Raw genomic sequence first — 21,169 nt, 5'->3', positions numbered from 1 at the left:
AAAATAATCAGCAAAACATTTCAATGTATTAAAAGTATAGATAATCAATTTATTGAACGTCTAGACTGCTAATAATAAAGTGATATCGGATATTAAATATAAATTTATGCGGCAATTATACCGTTGTATTCCATTGTAATGAATAATACTTTACTAAAACAACACAATTAAGAGTAAACGACTAATAGTGTATGATGAAGTAGATGTATGTACCAATAATTGAATAAAGGTGAAGTTAATTGGTTGACTATATCCAGGGTGTAATTATTAAATGAATTATTTCTAGTTTAGATTATCTAGTGAAAGTACTTAATCTAACACGATTTAACTATAAATGAGACTTTTTATCAATAAAATTTTAGTTTTTTAATTTAATAAAAACTAAATTTTATTGAATTTTATTTTTTAATATGAAGTTATACTTAGAGTTAAGTATTTTTCTAATGTATACCAATGCGTTAAATAATAAATAGGAGTAAACTTTCTTTGAAATTAGCCAATAAATGCTTAATAAACTCAACGAATGATAATTTTGGTTACGTGTGATTAGGGAGTATTGCTATTTTAATAACACTGTAAATAAAAAGAAAATACAGATTTATTATCTACTCGGTATTATTACAGATAATAAAATTGCTTATATTTTAACCTTTAAAATATTAGTTCAGTATATAATATTTTTGATTATGTACAGTGCATAAAATAAAATAAATTTGAGGTAATGATAATATCGGCATCAGTTCATAGTACATTTTCATATTGTGACCTTAAATTTTCAGATCGAAAATCACATTATAGTTTTATTTTATGAAACGTTCGTAACCCCATTTAAGAGCGTACAGACCCAATTAAGTAGATATACGTCTGGTTGATATAAAAGTAAGCCGATAACACAATTATATGTTATCGGCTACTTATTTTAGAAAATTATGGCTGGTTAGGGTATGGGATCCACTTACCTTTATTTATTCGAATATAAGATTTCCCTTGATATTCGATCACGATTGAGTTCGAATTTTCTGCAACATGTGCAGTAATGGGTAGATTTTCGGTATATTTCGCCCAATCTACATTATCACTACTAAATATTTTACCATCAACAGCACGAGCGATTAATTCAGAGAGTGCCAAATAGCTGCTTGGCTGTGAGACTATAATTTCTTTAACTGGGTGTGTAGATGTAAGACCAATAAATTTAATTCCGACAGGGATCTTGGTAATCACTGGGCTCGGAATATCCCTTAAACCAGAAATTTGCAATTTATCACCGGTTAATGCCGCACCATGCTCTGGCGCCACAACAACCATAACCTTGCGCCCTGATTGTTCAAGTTCATCGAAAAATGAATTTAGCTGATCAAGAAGCACTTTTGTATTTTGCTGATAATCACTGACTTTATTATCTCCGACATTACGGTTTCCATCATGTAGTGGAATAAGATTAAAAAAGGTTGCAGTTCGTTGATCATTAGCAGTACTCACTGTTTTTAACCATTTTTGCAAGATAGCTTGGTCATTATAAATAGGTGTGCCATCAAAGGCGATTATTTGGTGAGAAATATCGTCATGTGATTCTAATGGTGCCTTCAACCCCGCATAGTTGCGAAGATCGGAAAGATAATTGCCTGTCTCCCCTTTATGATCCATCAATAGATATTCTTTAAAACCAAGGTTTGCAAGATTATCGAGTAGATAACACTGTTTATCAGGTGTGTTATAAACATTCGGATGTGAAGGTTGCCCACAGCTCGCACGTAATAATCTTATTGATGCAGGTCCGCTATATGATGTAGCAGAGTTAAAATTATCAAATAAAATATCAAATCGCTTCCATATAGGATGGTCTGCAAGTTTGACTTCATCAAGATCACCCCATGAAAGAGAACAAATATTTATCATTAGTAAATCAAAAGGCTGTGCCTCTTGCGGTAGAGAGCTTGGGAAGGCAGTACTTCTTTTACTTTCATATTGATAAAACTGTTCAAGCCAATCATTTAATGCTTCATTACTAGGAGCTTGTGATTGAGATGGTTCAACGAGTGATTTTGTCGTTGTTGCTGATTTATCTTGGGACACCGTTTGTGAGCTTGCATTAGCGGATATTGTTGGCAAGTCAATGATGCTAGATATATTTAGCCAAAGAATACCTGCAATGACAAAGGTTGAGTAACGTAGCCAGTTTGCTGAAAAGTAGTAAATAACGAATAAAATAAAGCCAGCAGCAATCATTTTAAGATTTATAAATCTTAACAGAAGTTCATAAACATAATTTGAAGAAAAATCGGCGAGCTGATTTTTTTGCTCCCAGATACTCTGGATGCTGGGTAACCAGCTATCATGATACAAAAGAGCGAGTCCTATAGGAATAGCAATAAAATAACGCAGCTGGCTAAGTTTTTTCCAAGGTAATGGAAGTAGCAAATAGGCGATAAAAAGTAAATTTTCAAAGGTATTGAAATTCAAGTAGCCATACCACAGCAAAATGAATTTTAATATAAAGTAAAAATTCCAACCTTTTAATCCATAATAATAATGCGATTGTGGCGATTTGTTCTTATAAATAGGAGATGTGCTGCTCATTGTGATTTTTGTCGTTAGAGTGATAGATTAAATAGCCTTCAAAATCATGAGTTAAAGGCTTCGCATAGCTTTGATATTTATCTGAATTTTAATGTTATTGGTTTTGGTCTGTATACACTAGGCTCTGGTGCAATACTCGTCGATGAATTATTTAAAATCGGCTTGATTCCAGCAATTTCAGCGCTATGAGTATTATTAAGTAAAGGTTTTAAATGTTGCATAATGTCTTTATCGCGACTATATGTTGCTTTACGTTGAAAAATGTTTTCAACGGGTAGTTGAAATATATTACTTAAGGCTGAATGTTCATCTGTTAATCGGCACGAAAATAAGAACAGATAAATTTTATCATCATGTACAGTGATAATATCTCCATACCTTCTTATTTTACAAAGTGTGAAAGCTTGTTCTGGCTGTAATCCTTTCATTGGTTCAAAAATAAAGAGTAGACCTTTCCCATCAATCGGAAGTAAACCATTTTGCAATAGTATATTTACTGAATCACCAAATACATTAGATGAAATAATCCCTTTAATTCGTAAGGGTTTCATTCCATCAATTAAACATTTTACATCATTAAGTAATATCTTAGAAAATACTTGAGATTGGATACTTTCGAGTAATGAAAATAAATATGCTAAAGATGTTCCATTATGAACCACTAAATTTGCGCCACATGCTAATAATAGTCGTTCATCACTAAACCGAATACAAGGCTGACTCTCAATTATTGCTATTTTTAAATTGTTTCCTCTTGTTGATCGTATCAAGTGAATTTTCTCTGCTAGTTCATCGATTTCAACTATTTTATTGATAGAGAAAACCAATGTCGCAGAATAAGACTTTTCTGCAATCTCAACAAGTTCATGATTTGTATTTATTAAATTCCAATTATCTGAATGTAAAATTTTATCGTCAATAATATTTTTATGAACATAGTAAATATTTTCATCGCTACGATAAGTAATAGTATTTCTACTTTTTGTATCTAATGTGAAATTACCATGTTGATATTGAAGATTTATAGCTAAGTTTGACAATATAGACGACTGAGTCAACCAGTAGTGAATTTTATATTCATAACCTAGATCAACTGTAGATAATGAAGAAAACCCGCTTAATATTCTAAATTTACCAGATAATAATTCTGATAATTTAATTAAATTAGGGTTTTTGCTAATAAAACAAACGCTGCAATTAAATTTAATGGCAGCTAATTTAATTTTTTTTAATAATTTATGTACGTTATCATTGGTTAGGTAGTTAAGATCATTTTGAGGAATATATAAAATAGCTAATGAATTTTTTTGCGATTTTATGCAGTTAATGTACTTTTTATAATCTAGTTTTTCTTTATTAAATCGTTTAAAAAACACTTGCTTACTGTTTTTATGATATTCTTTTTCGTTATTGTTATTTATATAATTATTCAATTCACTGGAAATGTTAATCAAGTAACTTTTATTATTATTTGATTTAACTAATTGATTAACTATGTTGTTTATATCAGATTTGCTATCAATACTTAACCAGTATATTTCATTGGTCATCATATTTTGAGCAGTATCATCAAGATGGCTGATCCCTAATGTATAGGTAATGATGTTCTTCATATTTGTATATTCTTATTAAGGTGACATGATTATAATTGATCGTAATTGTAATAATATGTATCATAGTTAACAACAAATGTGTCTAAGTGTAACATTATATGTCTTAGCCTACAATTATTCGCCAATCAGCATTTTTGTTAAAATCAGTTAATGGTTAAAAAATTAACAATTAATTTACTTAAAGTTTTTATTCGAACTTTTAGGTATAGCAGGCATTTATCTAGATAAAATAAAATGAAAAACCAAAAAATTATAATAAAAAGTAATGAATTGTCACGTTATGAATATACGGATATAGAAAATCTTAAGTACGTATTTTCATTTAGTGAGTTGAGTTATCAAGATATAAGTGAAAATATCAATTTAAAGAGGCTTGCTAGTAAATGGCCGTTGTTATTAGATAGCTCTGAAACTATTTCTCGGGGATAATTAGGATGCCTATTATTTCACTTAAGGGTGTCCGTGGTGGCGTCGGGTCAACAACTTTATCTGCAGCCTTAGCATGGGAATTACATAAGCTAGGCGATAGCGTTATTATTATTGATATGTCACCTGATAATTTATTACGTCTGCATTTTAACAGCAATTTTAGTGATGCCTCTGGATGGGCAAATGCTATATTTGAAAATAAATGCTGGGAAAGTACCGCGTGGGAATACCAAGATAATCTATTGTTTATGCCCTTTGGAAATCTAGCTCGAAAAGAAAAAAAACAATATTGGAAAGTGAAAACATATTTCAATTTTGGTCTTCAAATCTAGATAAATTGAAAGATAACAGTGACTATAAGTGGATTATTATTGATCTCCCAACAAATGATGGAGACCTTTTCACTTTACTTGAAAATTATGCAGATATAGCAATTAATGTTGCTGTACCTGAAACGAATTGCCATTCTAGGATATTCCAGAATCAATCTGAATATAAAAACCATATATTGATAAATAAATTTGATATTAGAAGTGAGTTACAAAGCGATATATATCAATATTGGCTCCACTCATTACCTAATATTATCCCAGTAACTATTCATCATGATGAAGCGATGCTTGAAGCGGCAGCATCAAAATGCCCAGTTGGGCAATACCGCCCGGAGTCGCTTGGTGCAAGTGAAGCATATGCGTTAGCTATTTGGTGCTATACATTATTACAGCCAAGGGATGCATTATAAATGTCTAAGTACGGTTATGATACTTTACAAGAGGTATCCTTTTTTGCGATTAGACAACGGTATCGCATATATAGAGCTAACCAAAGCTCATTTTTTGCATCTATTATCATGTGCTTAGGTTTGTTTTTTCTTGGCATGATCTGTAATACGAATTCTGAAGCTTGGCGGAAATTAAAAGCAAAGCATCAATATTATTATGCAAATATTAACCCTATTAGCCCAAAGCCATTAGATTTTCTTCGTTACTTTACTCAATCAGTATGTCTATTGGTTTTTAAATTTCCGTCAAAGCAACACTCTAATACAGCGCTACTGAGATCATTTTTTGTGTTTTGTAATCGCTATAGAACACGCTTTCATCATTGGCTAGGAAAATTACCAAATAAATTTGAGTTAGGCGTTGGCTCTGATGAGAAAAAAATAGTCCGTTTTTCTCAATTATCATTAACCAAGAAAAGTGTATATTTATTAACTACCACATTAATAATATTGGTTGCATTATTGTGCATAACTCAACCTTTTGATCTGTTGTCGCAGTTCATTTTTGTTATTTCATTATGGTTTTTTGCCATGGTGATCCGCAGAATACCTGGTCGATTATCTTCATTAATGATGATTGTTCTTTCATTAATTATCTCCTGCCGTTATATCTGGTGGCGCTATACATCGACTCTGAATTGGGATGACCCAATAAGTTTAATTTGTGGGTTATTACTCCTTGGCGCTGAAACATATGCTTGGTTTGTACTTATTCTTGGCTTCGTACAAACTATTTGGCCTTTAAATAGAAAACCTGTTCAATTACCTGTGGAAAGTGCATCTTGGCCAACTGTGGATATTATGGTTCCTACGTACAATGAGCCATTAAGCGTTGTTAAACCGACGATTTATGCATGCTTAGGTATCGACTGGCCAAAAGACAAAATAAATATTTATATTCTTGATGATGGCGGAAGAGATGAATTTCAACAATTCGCTCAAGAGGCTGGTGTTCATTATATTGCACGACCAACTCATGAATATGCAAAAGCCGGTAATATCAACAATGCACTAAAAGTTGCCAAAGGTGAGTTTGTCACTATTTTTGACTGTGACCATATTCCAACGCGCTCATTTCTACAATTAACAATGGGTGCATTTCTTAAGGAACATCGCTTAGCTGTTGTTCAAACTCCTCATCACTTTTTTTCGCCGGATCCCTTTGAACGTAATATTGGCAATTTCCGCAAAACACCAAATGAAGGCGCTCTTTTCTATGGTTTATTGCAAGATGGTAATGATACGTGGGATGCGACTTTCTTTTGTGGCTCCTGCGCAGTTATTCGCCGTACTGCATTAGATGAAGTTGGTGGAATAGCAGTAGAAACTGTGACAGAAGATGCCCACACATCATTAAAACTTCATCGTCGAGGATGGAGTTCGGCTTATATAAGGATCCCATTAGCAGCAGGCTTAGCAACGGAAAGTTTATCTTCTCATATCGGCCAAAGAATCCGCTGGGCAAGAGGGATGGTACAAATTTTTAGGTTAGATAATCCTTTATTTGGTAAGGGTCTTAAACTTATTCAACGATTATGTTACGTAAATGCGATGATGCATTTTCTTGCAGGGATCCCGAGGATTATCTTTCTAACGGCACCTCTCGCATTTTTACTTTTTCATGCTTACATTATTTTTGCTCCAGCACTCGCAATTGCTTTATATGTGATACCTCATATGGTACTTGCAAGCCTAGCCAACTCAAAAATTCAGGGTAAATATAGGCACACCTTGTGGAGTGAAATCTATGAAACTGTCTTAGCTTGGTATATCGCAAGGCCAACAACGGTTGCTTTATTTAATCCTCATAAAGGTAAATTTAACGTAACTGCAAAAGGTGGATTAATTGACAAGGAGTATATTGATTGGACAATTAATAAGCCTTATCTCTTTTTAGCATTCTTAAATATTGTTGGGCTAATTTTTGGTATATGGCGTTTAACGGTAGGTTCCGTAGATGAAATTCCTACAGTGATAATGAGTATGCTATGGGTTGTATATAATATGATTATACTTGGTGGCGCCGTTGCTGTTTCTTTAGAAGCAAAACAAGTACGTACATCTCATCGAATTAACATTTCTATGCCGGCTATCATTATAAATTCAACCGGCCACTTATATCCTTGCGTTTTATCTGATTACTCGGAAGGTGGTGTGGGTATTAAATTATCTGTTTCTGGTGTAGTTAATGTTGAAGATAAAATTAGTTTGATATTAAAGCGAGGACAGCGTGAATTTTTATTTCCTGCTGAAGTGGTTCGACTCAACAATAATGAGGCGGGTTTACAGCTTAAATTAGAAAATCAACAACAATATATTGATTTTATTCAATGTACTTTTGCACGTGCAGATACTTGGGCATTATGGCAAGAGAACTTAAAGGAAGATAAACCTATTCAAAGTATGTGGGATGTTTTCAAATTAGGCTTTAAGGGATATCAAATTCTTTCTGAAAAGTCACCTACATTTATTAACATACCTTTTAAGGGATTTGTTGGGATGGTTAGCTGGTTAAATAGCTTCGTACCAAATTATAGTAAACAACGCACTAATTTAGATAATTGATGCTAACTATACCTAAATTAATTCGAGTTGCATGCAGGCAATAAATACAGCTATTCCTAAAACCACATTAAATATGTGGTTCTGGTCGTTGAGTGGTTTTTATTCACTGTGTACACAATACAGCTTGAAGTCTTACGGTGTAGCCGATCAGTTCAGTTATGACCTTGTATAAATTTATAATGATGATATTAAAAATGAGAAAAAAAAGTTTATTAATAATGGCTGCGATACTGAGTATGGCTAGCTCCAGTTATGCAGCTCTTGAATCAATTGGAAGCAACCTTACTCAAGATAATTTGACTCATGTTCCTGAATCGGATATTCAATCGGTTATTGTACCTACATGGGATATAGATTTATCTTTCGCAAAAATTTCGCCTATAAATGGACCTATTCATTTAAAAGGCGTTCAACCAGATGAAAATGTTCAATTTGGTGTACGTAGTGATCAAATGGTGACCAGTGCGCTTTTAAATTTAGAGTTCACGCCATCCCCTTCTTTATTACCCATAGAATCACAATTAAAAGTTTTTTTAAACGACGAGTTAATGGGTGTATTAGCAATTAAAAAAGAAGACCTTGGCAAAAAAACCAAAGCTAGCTTGCCCATAGACACACGTTATATAAAAGATTTTAACCAAATTCGGATGGAGTTTGTTGGCCACTATCGTGATATTTGTGAAAACCCTGCTAGTACAACGCTATGGTTAGATGTCAGCCAAGCAAGTAACTTGAATATGAATGTTGAAGCGCTTGCGTTGAAGAACGATCTCTCAAATTTCCCAATTCCTTTTTTTGATTCAAGAGATTTAGGTGAACTGACTTTACCTATTATTTTTAGTCAAGCTGCAAGTATTAAACAGCAAAATGCAGCAGCAATTCTGACATCGTGGCTTGGTACCAAGGCAAAATGGCGTAATCAGAATTACCCTGTATTTACAGATGAATTACCAGATCGCCATAGTGTTGTATTTATGACGAATGAAAAGCGCCCCAAATTTCTGGCTGACTTCCCTGAAGTTCAAGGGCCTATGATTGAAATGATTAGTCACCCGGATAATCCGTATATTAAATTATTGCTAGTTCAAGGTCGTAATGACGATGATTTAATACAGGCCGCCAAAGGGATTGCTCAAGGTGAGCTGTTGTTCCGTGGCTCAGCAGTAAGCGTTGATAAGATTGATATGTTGTCGCCTAGGGTTCCTTACGATGCACCAAACTGGGTAAGAACAGATAAACCAATTTCCTTTGCTGAATTAGTGAGTTACAAAGGTCAACTACAATCAACGGGGTTGAATCCTAAACCTATTTCTGTTGATTTAAGCTTGCCACCTGATTTGTTTACTTTCCGTGATTCAGGAATTGAAATGCGGTTGGACTATCGTTATACCGCGCCAAATACAGAAGATGGTTCTAAAATGTTGGTTAGCCTTAATGATCAACTGATTAAATCTCAAGCGCTTTTACCGAATCAAAAAGAGGTCTCATTATTAACGCGCCTCCCATTTGTACAGGGATTATTTTATCCTGATAACAGCTTAGATATTCCTGCATTAAAATTAGGCGAAAAGAATCAATTAAAATTTACGTTTAATTATAGTAATCCGATCGCAGGCGGTTCAGCGGAACAATGTGTTACTTATCAACCGATACCGAATACAGTCACTATTGATGAAAACTCAACTATCGACTTTTCAGGTTACCGCCATTATATGGCCATGCCCGATTTACGTGCATTTAGCCAGTCAGGATTTCCATTCTCGCGTATGGCAGATCTATCAGAAACGATTGTCTTAACATCCTCTCAAGCGTCCGCTGAACAGGTTTCCACGCTATTAAATACGATGGGAATGATTGGTGCACAAACGGGTTTCCCTGCGATCAATGTTTCACTAACAGATGATTGGAATTCAGCAAAAAATAAAGATGCCGATATTCTATTCATAGGGGAAATGTCTGATGAATTACTCAAAAATGATCAAAATTTAGAGCTATTACTAAATAAAACAAAAAGCTGGATAAAAATGCCAATGAGACCAGCACCTATTTTGGCGGTGAGTCCAAGAGCAAATGATAGTGCGGTGAATAGCCAAACTACAGTTACTTCTCAAGGAAATATTGCGGCTATTATTGGTTTTCAATCTCCGTTTAATGAGCATCGTAGTATAGTCGCCTTGCTTGCTGATAATCCTAAAGGATTCTCTTTATTAAATAATACGATAGCTGATAGCGGTCAAAGAAACTTTGTGTCAGACAGTGTTTCAGTTATTAGAGATTCTGGAGTGAATAGTGTACGCGTAGGTGAAATATACTATGTGGGTTATTTGCCATGGTGGGAAAAAGTTTGGGCTGTATTTATGACACATCCTATTTTACTTTCATTTTTAGCAGTTGCTGTCGTGATTATTTGTGGGCTTTTATTATGGAAAATCATGAGTTCAATCAGTCGACGCCGTTTATTGTCCAAATAGTAGGTTAAAAAGATGAGAATAGTTATCTCTTGCATACTATCTATTTTATTCACTGTGAGTTTAACTTCAGCTCAGGCCAGCACTCAATGGCCTGAGTGGGATTACTTTAAACAGGAATATATCAGCTCTGATGGGCGGGTAATTGATCCAAGCACTGAAAATAAAGTCACAACATCAGAAGGGCAAAGCTATGCTCTGTTTTTTGCTTTAGTTGCAAACGATAAAGAAGCCTTTCAAAATTTACTTGAGTGGACAGAAAATAATTTATCTGAAGGAGATATAACCTCAAATTTGCCTGCTTGGCTGTGGGGTAAGCAATCTAATGGCAACTGGGGGGTTATTGATAGTAACTCTGCTTCAGATTCTGATGCATGGATTGCCTACTCGTTACTAGAAGCTGGGCGTTTATGGAATATTGATAAATATAAGTCGAAAGGGCTTTTATTATTAAAACGAATCGCTAATGAAGAAACAATGGATATTCCAGGGCTTGGCTGGATGCTATTACCCGGAAAAGTTGGCTTTGTACATGGTAATGAGTGGAAGCTAAATCCAAGTTATCAGCCACCACAACTCATGGCTCGTTTTGCACAAGTTGGTAGCCCATGGAAGGAAATTGAAAAAACCAGTATACAGTTATTGCAGAAATCATCGGTTAAGGGTTTTGTACCTGACTGGATATGGTGGAAAGAAGGAAAAGGGTTGCAGAGAGTTGAAGGAACTCAAGGCATGGGAAGCTATGACTCAATACGCTCTTACTTATGGATAGGTATGTTACCGGAAAACAATGAAGAAAGAATATTATTAATAAAACAGTGGCAGCCCATGTTATCGCTTGTTTCTGATTTAGGATACCCACCAGAAAGAGTTGATGTAAGTACGGGAAAATCTCAAGGTTATGGAAATGTAGGTATGGCTTATGCGTTATTACCGATTGCGATAGGTAATACAACCGTTGCTTCTATTTTAGAAAAAAAAATCGAAACGGATATTCTTGGAGACGATGTCTATTATAGCTATGTATTGAAGTTATTTTCACAAGGTTCGACAAAGAAATATTTTACCTTTGATAAGCAAGGCCAGTTAATCCCAAATTGGAAGCAATAATGAACAAGCTCTCTTTAATCTTTAGTGTATTGGCTATTAATACACTTCTCAGTTCATCTTTATATGCTAATAATTCTCCACAGCAAATCTCGCTACTTACACAAATTAAAAATGGTGAGAATGCATTTAGGGAGGATATTGTTGAAGAGGCATTATTTAGATTAGAGCTTATTGATGCAAATAACCCTGATTTTATTGCGGCTAAAGTTCGCTATTATCTTCGCCAAGGTGAAACTGAAAAAGCAGATGAGCTAATAGTTTCATTAAAAAAGATATCTCCCAATTCTGATGCTTTGAAGGAAGCTTTAGTAGGTCAACATTTGTCTAGTACAGATGGGATTAACTTATTACAAGAAGCTAGACAAGCGGTTAAAGATGATAATCACGCACTGGCGGTTACATTATACGATAAATTATTTGAGGGTACTTACCCAACAATTAGTTTGCATATTGAGTATCTGAACGTTTATTTTTATGCGCCCAATAAGAAAGAGGAAACTTTAGAAAAATTAAAATCGCTTTATGAAGAGAATCCTGATAATGCTTTGGTTATTGAAACTTTAGCACGACGATATTTTTATTTTGGTAAAACAGAAAATTCGTTCTCACTTTTAACTCAATTATCGGGAAAAGGAAAAGAGAATGAACTTATTGCGGCTAACTTATGGTTATACGAGGTTCAAAATTGGCCAACAAGTACTAAAAGTATTTCTGCATTAGAAAGGATGATAGGGCTTTTTCCTACAGCAAAAGAGCAGCGAGAATCAGCTAAAAAGATACTTTTAAAACAACAGCAACAGATGAAGGATCCTGCTTTTTATTCTCGTGCGGAGGGAATGCGAATATTAGGTAGTAAGTCAGCTAAAGAACAAAAACTAGCTTTGCCTTTGTTACTTAAAGGATTGAAAAATAAGTCAAATGATGCTGAATTACTTGGCGAAATTGGTCTTATTTATTCACAGCAAGGGCAATATAATCAAGCCGTAAAATTTTTATCAGCAGCATTAAATGCTGATAAAAATCATAAAGATAGTATTTATTGGCGCGAGGGATTGAACTCTAATAAATATTGGTCATTAATTTCATTTGCTGACAAGGCTATTGAAGATGGCCAATATCAGAAGGCACAATCTTATTTCTTTACTGCGTTAAAAATTAATCCCAAAGGTATACAAGCACTCATTGGGTTAGGCAATACATATGCTCATGAGAAAGAGTTTCAAAAGGCTGAACAGTATTATTTATCTGCTTTCCAATTTGATGAAAAAAATATTAATGCAATTCAAAGAATAACTGAGCTATATTTTTTACAATCATCAGATAAAGCCTATCAGTTCTTAGAATCATTATCTCCAGCTCAAAAACGTCTTGTTAATGATAAAGGCCCTTATTTATACTCTAAAGTGCTTGGAGATCTTGCCGAGCAAGCAGATAAAAAGAAAGATACTGATATTGCAATTAAGGTTAGGCAGCAGATTCTACAGTTGGATCCTGATAACCTATGGAACTCATACCATCTAGCAAAAAGTTATTATACTCTTAATGATGCTCAGAAAGCTGAGAATATTATTCAAGCAGTGACCCGTAATAACCCTAATAATCCTGATGCTTTTTATATTAAGTCGTTGTATTACTTTACAAACGATCAATCGAATAATGCGTTGAAAGTCATCAATTCGTTACCTCGCAGTCAGTGGAATGAAAATATTGAAGAACTTCATCAGCAATTAGAATTTAATCAAGTTCTCGTTGATGCATTAAAGCTCAAGCAAGCAGGGCATGAGCAAGAAGCTATTTTGTTAATTCAAAAGTTGCCTGATACCGCCTCTAATAAAATTAGAAAATTATCATTACTTTCTGATTGGCATTTAGAAAATAATCAATTTCAACGAGCATTAGAAGGGTATCAGCAAATTTTAGCGACTGAGCCTGAAAATGAATCAGCTCAAGTAGGAGAAATTCAAGCGTTATTGGGCTTGAATAAATCGTATCAAGCGATGACGAAAATTAAGGCTATATCTGATTCTAGGGTATTGGAAACTTATTCAATCAATAACCAACGACAGATTGCTAATATTCTTGCTGAGAGTGGGGATATAGAACAAGCAAATAAAATATTTAATCATTTAATTGATAAAAACCCAGCATTAGCTAATGAAGACTCAGCCTTAGTATTAAGAGATTCTGCGCGAGTGCTTGGCAAAAATAATCAACGAGATGTTGCATTAGATAGATATGCGAAAGCGATGGTTGCCCTAGGAATGACAGATTCAATGCCTGAGAATCGCGAACGTTTAACTTATCTTACTAAGCATAATGAAACGGATAGTTGGTTAGAAAGTAGTATTCGTTCAGATACGGAAGACTTAGCAAAAAAAGATGATGTTCGTTTTACACTAGAGTACGACTATTGGGGCTCGAGTGGTAAAAGTGGTTATTCTAAACTTCGCGCACAAACTACAATGCTGCAAAGTGATATTCCATTAGTAGATGGTTCACTTTTTCTACGAATTGATAATGTGAACCTTAATTCGGGTCATTTGAAGAATAGCGAGGGTCAAGAGTTTGGTACTTGCTATGATGTTGCTTGTAGCGGGGATAAAAAACAGCGTTATAGCGGAAATAGTTTAGCGATAGGCTGGAAAAATGACAGCCTTCGTTTTGATATAGGTACAACACCATTAGGTTTTGAAGTTACTGACTGGGTTGGCGGTATAGAATATAGTGATAAAATTGGCGATGTTGGTTTAACATTCAATGCGCATCGCCGACCTATTGCCAGTTCATTATTAGCCTTTGGAGGCCAAAAAGATCCAAATACAAATATAACGTGGGGAGGTGTACGTCGAACTGGAATTGGATTAAGTGGCAGCCATGATCTAGGTGGTAGACATGGATTCTGGGGAGATGTGACCGGAGATGTTATAACTGGAAAAAATGTGGCTAATAACGAAAGTCTCCGCTGGATGGGGGGATATTACTATAAAGTCATTAATGACTCTGACCGTCAAGTTTCTATTGGTTTGAGTAATATGCTTTGGCATTATCAAAAAGATTTGAGTGGTTACACTTTAGGCCAAGGCGGATATTATAGCCCACAACAATATATATCTTTTGGTCTACCTATAAATTATCGCCAGCGAAATGAGGATTGGTCATGGGAGCTGGCAGGTTCGGTGTCCTGGTCTTACTCTCATACTAAAGATGAAAATAGATATCCTGTTTCACGTCTGATTGAAGCGAATAACTTAAGCGGAAGTGATAAAGATATCCTGAGAAGTTCTGGAAATAGTAAAGGAAAGTATGGACAAAGTATTGGCTATACAACGACATTTTTAGTTGAGCGTAGAATAACACCGAACTGGTTTATTGGTGCTTCTATTGATATTCAGCAAGCTAAAGATTATACACCAAGCCATGCATTATTATATTTACGATACTCTGTTGATGGGTGGTCTGGAAATTTGGATATACCACCTCAACCTTTAGTTCCGTACGCTGATTTTAAATAATGAACAATTTATCCCTACCATATATCAAATAATATGGTAGGGGTTGTTAAGATAGGTCATTATTTTTTCTAATTTAATCATATAATTAACATTAATTGTTAGATGATTTTCCATTCGACTTAAATCAACTCGAATTATTTTTAATATTATATATATAATAATTACTTAAAATGTAGTTGTAAGTAATTTTATCTTTAATATCAATAAGTTTTACTTGAAATGGCATTACATTAAGAGTTGAAATTTTCGTTAAGTATATACAGGCAAGAAAATAAAAAAAGAGACTAATATTGATAATTTTATTATTGGATCTTCTTTATACTATATTTTTTAGAAATGGATATGCAATGATGCATTGACAAACAAAGTGAGATTATTTTTGAATTCTTACGTAATATATGAGATTGATTATATTGTTAATTTTTTACATTTAGTCTACGATGAAAGCGTTGCTTTATTGTAAAATACGGATACTCCTTAACTGGTATCTGTTATTTTAGTAAATTATGTTGCATTTAGGAGCTAAATTTGCGAGTCCGTCGATCTCTGACTAGAAAGTATATTGTTATTATGTCGATTGCTTCGTCAGTTTTGATCTGTCTTTTTACGATAGTTCAATTCTATCTCTTTGTAGAACAAAGAAAAACTATCTATACCAAAAATCTAGAGAATATCTCATTTCTTGCAGTTCCTATTCTCTCAGAAGCGATAGAAAGCAATAATGATAAAAAAATCAATTCATTACTAGATGACTTAGTCAATATTACTGAGATAGAAAAATTAGAATTTATTGATAATAAAAATAATAAAAATAATGTTAAGTACTCTTTATATCTTCATAACTATACAGAATGGTATTCAAAAATAATCGATATTCAAATTTTAAAAAGAACACCTATATATTCATCTCCGGTTGAAGGTAAAAAACAAGTTATTGGGTATATAACGTTATATACAAATACTATGCATGCCTATCAGTTATTTTGGATTAGGTTTATTTCATTATTTTTAAGCTATACTATTTTATCTGCTATATTAATTTTTTGCCTAAGTTGGCAGTTAAAGAAAAGAATAATTGCACCTTTAAAATCATTAACATACCAGCTTAAAGGGGTGCCTCAAAATGATGATAAATTTCATCAACTAACATTATCATTTGAAGATGAGCATGATGAGCTAAGTATGTTGGTTCGAAGCTATAATGATAATCAAAGAGCGTTACAAAAAGCGAAAAAGTCTATTAGCCAGCTATCGACGCATGACCCGATTTCATTACTACCAAATATGACTTTGTTTCAACCCGTATTTGAGCAATATTTATTATCATCTTATGGTTCCTCAACTGGGCTGATTATTATTGTCGTTGAAACGTTACAAGAAACAATTGGCGTTTTAAATGCAGAACAGCAACAAATATTAATTAGAAAGTTAGTGACTAGAATGAAATCTGGAATAGAACAAACCGATCTCTTAGGGCAAATAGCACCTGATCGTTTTATCGTTTTATTACGTGAAACTGATAATCCTTATCAAGTTATGCGTATTGCCCAAAATTTGATGTCTGTTGTAACTGATGTTGTTTCTGTTCAAGAGATGACATTACGCTCAATAGCCCGAATTGGTATTTCTTATCAAAAAAATAATGTAGAAACAGTCACTGAGTCCCAAATATTTGCAGAAGATATGATTGCACAAGCAACATCGGCTATTAATATGGCGATGCGTGAAGGTAAAAATCAGATAGTTTTCTTTGAACCAAGCCTAACAGATAAAGCAAAAGAACGATTAGTCCAAGAAGCTCAAATTGTGAAAGCACTTGAAAATGGTGAGTTTTCCTTATATTTACAACCACAAGTAGATATTAGGACAAATAAACTCAGTGGCGCAGAAGCTCTTGTTCGTTGGACGACAGATAACGGTAACATTAATTCACCAGCTGATTTCATTCCTTTAGCAGAAGAAATGGGCGGAATAGTTCCTCTCGGAGACTGGGTATTAATGCAGTCTTTAAAAGTACTATCAAATTGGCGTATTTTAGGCATTGATATCCCAATCTCACTTAATGTATCTGGAGTTCAGCTTTCTCATGATGGGTTCATTGCATCTATTAAAGAAAAATTAATTGAGTTTGAGATACCGGGTAATAAGTTACATATAGAAATCACAGAGACTGCTTGTATATCGAATATTATTCGAACAGCAGAACAATTAAAAGAATTACGTGAACTGGGTGTTAAAATAGCCCTCGATGATTTTGGTATTGGCTATGCGGGACTAAATTACTTAAATAATTTACCTGTTGATATAATCAAAATAGATAAAAGTTTACTCGATCAAATTCATGATGATAATTCGTTAGTTAGGGTCATTGGTCTTATTGGAACTGCGTTATCTATTGATATTATTGCAGAGGGTGTTGATTCAAAAGAAAAATGTGATTGGTTGCTGGCTAACGGAATTCATTACATACAAGGGTACTGGATTTCACCTGCACTGCCCGTAGGTGATTTCAACCGTAAGTATCAGTAAGTAAAATCAATATGGTTAGGATATTTATTAATCAGGAACATTTGAACTTTAAGAGTAATTTTGGATTCAAAGTAAATAAGTGAAATATCTTTTAATTGAGCTCCTAATGTTGCTTTTAGAATAAAGTTTATTAACATATTCAAATAGCGTTTATTTTACTCATTTTTACTAGAAGCAATATAAGCATGAAAGGTTAACAGTTCTAGCATCCATGAACTTAAAGCACTCAAATATGAGTGCTTTAATCAATGAAACTAACTAAAGCACTCAAATATGAGTGCTTTAATCAATGAAACTAACTAAAGCACTGATTTGGGAATTATTCCATCAAATGCCAATTTTGGCCTGTTTCGCTCTTCTTGTGTGAGAGGCTCGACTTCTTTAAGGCTCTGCTGGCAACGAATGACTAAAGTTTGATAATCGCGTGTACCGCTACTCTTCCATGCAATTTCTTTTTCTGTGAGTGTTCTTAATGCTTTTGCGGGTGTACCAACAATCAGTGTATTATCTGCAAAAACAGCTTCCGCTTTAACAAAAGCACAAGCGCCAACAATTGAGTTCTCACCAATAATTGCGCCATCCATGATCACACTATTCATGCCAACTAAAGCGTTACGCTTAATATGGCAGCCGTGTAAAATGGCTCCGTGACCAATATGTCCATCTTCTTCAATAATAGTGTCGTACTGTGGGAAACCATGCATGACACAATTGTCTTGAACATTGGCACCATCTTTAATGATTAAGCGACCAAAATCACCTCGTAAACTGGCATTGGGGCCAATATAAACATGTTTACCAATGATCACATCACCAATAATCACGGCAGTTGGATGTACAAAACTCTCAGGACTGACAACCGGCGTGATACCATCTATTTGGTAGTAGGGCATGTTATTACTCCATTTAAAGTACTTATTCGTGATACTTATTCGTAAAACATCAAATACCCGTTATACGCCAAGTTGCATCGCTATTTTCTAAATATAATTTGAGTTATGTAAAATATCTGTCATTAAATCTATTATGCAGCTATCTCTTTTAAAACACCGCCAAAGCGTCGGAAGTAATATGCTGAGGGGTAGGGTAATTCACCCACGGTTGTCTCACAGATTTCACTGACATATCGTGTCGCTGCTTGCTCAATGCGCTGATAGATATTGGTACAGAGATGCCTCGCTATCTCTCCTTCCCACTGTACGGGTAGAAGTTCATCAGGTAATAGTGGGTCTTTTAAAACAACCCGACGATAAAAGTGAATTAACAATAAACGTAACTGGAAACATTGTTCAGGTGATATTTGTTCATCTGATAAATCTTTTAGCAATAATGCCAGTGGGCGGAATAACACAATAAACTGATGATAATGTTCAGCAACATCTTGTAGTGACCAACTGCTCGATACGAGCTCTTTTAGACTTTTTTCAGAGCGATTATAAGGATAATCGGCTCGAAAATAGACTACCGACTCTGCGGCTTTTAATTCACTTAATAATGAAGGAATATCACTTTGTGCGTTGCTGGGAGCGGCCATTAATGAGGCATTAAATTGACCAAACCCTAGCCAGCTGAGTTCTTTTTTTAGCCTAACTTTCTCATCTTTATCTGCGGCTTCAAGTAGCAATAAGTCCCATTTGCCGTCCCATTTTGATTGCTCACTTTGATAAATTTTACTTTCTGCATGGCGAAATTGATTTTGCCCACGCTCGGATATGCGGTAATAGCTGCGGCGGCCAATTTTTTCAATATCCAGCCAGCCTTCCTTCTGCAAACGAAATACCGAGGTGCGTACAAAACGGTCGCTAAATCCCATTGGTTCTAACAAATTAGTCAGACTACCAAGCCAAACTTCGCCGCCTCGGTACTGAAAGGCATCGCCATAGAGTGAAATAATCAGAGAGGTTCCACTGATTGGCTGGCTGTCTAGCGCATGTTGAATAAATTGACTGAGTTTTGTTTCCATTTTTTATTGCCTGGCAAATTTCTGTATCAAATATATTCATAAATAGTAGACATAAACATAGATGTTGTCTTCCATTTGCATTTCAAAATGAGACTTTAAAAGAAGTCAGTGATTAAGGCATACTTATCTAAATAGCGGATTGTGTGCCTTAATTTTATGTTTTATATGGTAATTCTAGTATCTACCACTCTAGCCGCTTTACCTTGTGAGCGAGGAATATCACCACAATTGACGATACTAATACGTGTGCTAACACCAACCATCGATTTGATACGATGTTTGAGGTTATGGCAGATATTACAGCGCTCATCATAAGTAAGTATTTCCGGTTGCTTTAATTCAACACGGATCGCTAAGCTATCCATGTTGCCATTACGGCTGATTTCGAGTTGGTAGTGTGGAGAAAGCTCGTTGAATTGCATGATTTGCTCTTCTATTTGTGATGGGAAGACATTAACACCACGAATAATCATCATGTCATCAGAACGACCCGTAATTTTTCCAATGCGGCGCATATGACGATTTACACCTGGCATTAGGTGAGTTAAATCGCGTGTACGATAGCGGATAACAGGCATAGCCTCTTTTGTTAGCGTAGTGAACACTAACTCACCTTTATCACCTGATGAGAGTGTTTGGAGTGTATTTGGTGAGATAATTTCAGGATAAAAGTGATCTTCCCAGATGGTTGGCCCACTTTCACCTGCATCAGCACACTCCATGGCGACACCGGGTCCCATAATTTCCGACAAGCCATAGATATCTAATGCTTTGATACCCAAACGAGTTTCAATCTCGCTTCTGAGTGCTTCTGTCCAAGGCTCAGCACCAAATACCCCTAACCGAAGTGAGCACTTGCTAGCATCTCCACCCATGATTTTTTCAAGTTCATCAATAATGCTAAGGCAATAAGATGGCGTAACCATGATGACATCAGGTTTGAAATCAGCAATCAACTGGGCTTGTTTTTCGGTCTGGCCACCTGACATGGGAATAACCGCAGCACCAAGGCGTTCAGCGCCATAATGTGCGCCCAGCCCGCCAGTAAATAGCCCGTAACCATACGCAACATGGATTTTGTCTCCTTTTGTTGCTCCCGCAGAGCGCAGGCTGCGAGCAATTAAGTCAGCCCAATTATCAATGTCTTGCTGGGTATACCCAACAACAGTTGGACGGCCTGTCGTACCCGAAGAAGCATGAATGCGAGTAATTTGCTCCATTGGAACAGCGAAAGTATCGAAGGGATAATTTTCGCGTAAATCTTGCTTGGTGGTATAAGGAAATTTTTCGATATCACTGAGTTGCTTAAAATCATCTGGGTGAATGCCTACAGCATCGAATTTTTTACGATACATTGGTACATTTTCATAGGCGTGAGTGAGTGTCCACTTCAGTCGTGATAGCTGTAATGCCTCGATTTCATCACGAGATGCGAATTCGATTGGATCAATTATGCTCATAATTGCAGTTCCTCATTATACCCGTGATATTTCGAGTGATTGCGTTGACTATACTTATGGCTCCTAGCCACGCTCGAATTATTTAGGTATATAAATTATCTTTAAATCAATGGTTTAAAGTGAGTCATCTATTAGCCTGAGCAGGTGTAGGGTATCAGG

General features: G+C 35.0%; 11 protein-coding genes and 1 pseudogene. 7 read left to right on the top strand and 5 right to left on the bottom strand.

The genetic code is table 11. The features are described 5' to 3' along the window. Positions 1-927: 927 nt before the first annotated feature. Positions 928-2,580 carry a cellulose biosynthesis protein BcsG gene (gene bcsG, locus OOA_RS15145; RefSeq protein ID WP_008913039.1) on the bottom strand — a complete coding sequence of 551 codons (1,653 nt, stop codon included), beginning with the start codon at positions 2,578-2,580 and terminating at the stop codon, positions 928-930. A 77-nt stretch (positions 2,581-2,657) separates the two neighbouring features. Next, the gene (gene bcsE, locus OOA_RS15140) at positions 2,658-4,193 is read right to left on the bottom strand and encodes a cellulose biosynthesis protein BcsE (RefSeq protein WP_008913038.1); all 1,536 of its coding nucleotides are present in this window, start codon (positions 4,191-4,193) and stop codon (positions 2,658-2,660) included. Positions 4,194-4,427: 234 nt separating this feature from the next. Between bcsE and bcsR the strand changes: the two genes are divergently transcribed. The 7 genes and pseudogenes from bcsR (at position 4,428) to OOA_RS15110 (ending at position 17,587) form a co-directional block, all read left to right on the top strand. After that, a complete protein-coding gene (gene bcsR / locus OOA_RS21400; protein WP_071524244.1) occupies positions 4,428-4,622 on the top strand; it encodes a cellulose biosynthesis protein BcsR in 195 nt (64 codons plus the stop codon). Positions 4,623-4,627: 5 nt separating this feature from the next. Further along, a pseudogene (bcsQ, locus tag OOA_RS21395) lies at positions 4,628-5,364 on the top strand (cellulose biosynthesis protein BcsQ). Next, positions 5,365-7,968: a UDP-forming cellulose synthase catalytic subunit gene (bcsA, locus tag OOA_RS15130; protein ID WP_008913035.1), complete on the top strand. Its 2,604-nt coding sequence runs from the start codon at positions 5,365-5,367 to the stop codon at positions 7,966-7,968. Between the two features lie 194 nt (positions 7,969-8,162). Further along, positions 8,163-10,439, top strand: coding sequence for a cellulose biosynthesis cyclic di-GMP-binding regulatory protein BcsB (bcsB, locus tag OOA_RS15125; RefSeq protein ID WP_008913034.1), 2,277 nt, complete (start codon positions 8,163-8,165; stop codon positions 10,437-10,439). A gap of 12 nt (positions 10,440-10,451) precedes the next feature. Beyond that, on the top strand, positions 10,452-11,546 hold the full coding sequence (gene bcsZ / locus OOA_RS15120; RefSeq protein WP_008913033.1) for a cellulose synthase complex periplasmic endoglucanase BcsZ: 1,095 nt from the start codon (positions 10,452-10,454) through the stop codon (positions 11,544-11,546). Beyond that, positions 11,546-15,058, top strand: a complete 3,513-nt coding sequence (gene bcsC, locus OOA_RS15115) for a cellulose synthase complex outer membrane protein BcsC (RefSeq protein ID WP_008913032.1) — start codon at positions 11,546-11,548, stop codon at positions 15,056-15,058. Before bcsZ ends, bcsC begins: the two co-directional genes overlap by 1 nt. A gap of 570 nt (positions 15,059-15,628) precedes the next feature. Further along, positions 15,629-17,587 carry an EAL domain-containing protein gene (locus tag OOA_RS15110; protein ID WP_008913031.1) on the top strand — a complete coding sequence of 653 codons (1,959 nt, stop codon included), beginning with the start codon at positions 15,629-15,631 and terminating at the stop codon, positions 17,585-17,587. A 299-nt stretch (positions 17,588-17,886) separates the two neighbouring features. On the opposite strand, the gene paaY is transcribed toward OOA_RS15110, so the two are convergent. The 3 genes from paaY to paaK all read right to left on the bottom strand — a co-directional run bounded on the left by paaY (position 17,887) and on the right by paaK (position 21,010). Continuing rightward, positions 17,887-18,480 (bottom strand): phenylacetic acid degradation protein PaaY, encoded by a 594-nt coding sequence (gene paaY, locus OOA_RS15105; RefSeq protein ID WP_008913030.1) that lies wholly within the window; start codon positions 18,478-18,480, stop codon positions 17,887-17,889. 131 nt (positions 18,481-18,611) lie between these two features. Further along, positions 18,612-19,550 carry a phenylacetic acid degradation operon negative regulatory protein PaaX gene (gene paaX, locus OOA_RS15100; RefSeq protein WP_008913029.1) on the bottom strand — a complete coding sequence of 313 codons (939 nt, stop codon included), beginning with the start codon at positions 19,548-19,550 and terminating at the stop codon, positions 18,612-18,614. Positions 19,551-19,711: 161 nt separating this feature from the next. Beyond that, complete coding sequence (gene paaK / locus OOA_RS15095) at positions 19,712-21,010, bottom strand: phenylacetate--CoA ligase PaaK (RefSeq protein ID WP_008913028.1); 1,299 nt, start codon at positions 21,008-21,010, stop codon at positions 19,712-19,714. Positions 21,011-21,169: the final 159 nt, after the last annotated feature.

This window comes from Providencia burhodogranariea DSM 19968, assembly GCF_000314855.2.
GTDB lineage: Bacteria > Pseudomonadota > Gammaproteobacteria > Enterobacterales > Enterobacteriaceae > Providencia > Providencia burhodogranariea.
Note: the sequence above shows the minus strand (reverse complement) of the source record. Positions and strands in the feature narration are given on the sequence as shown.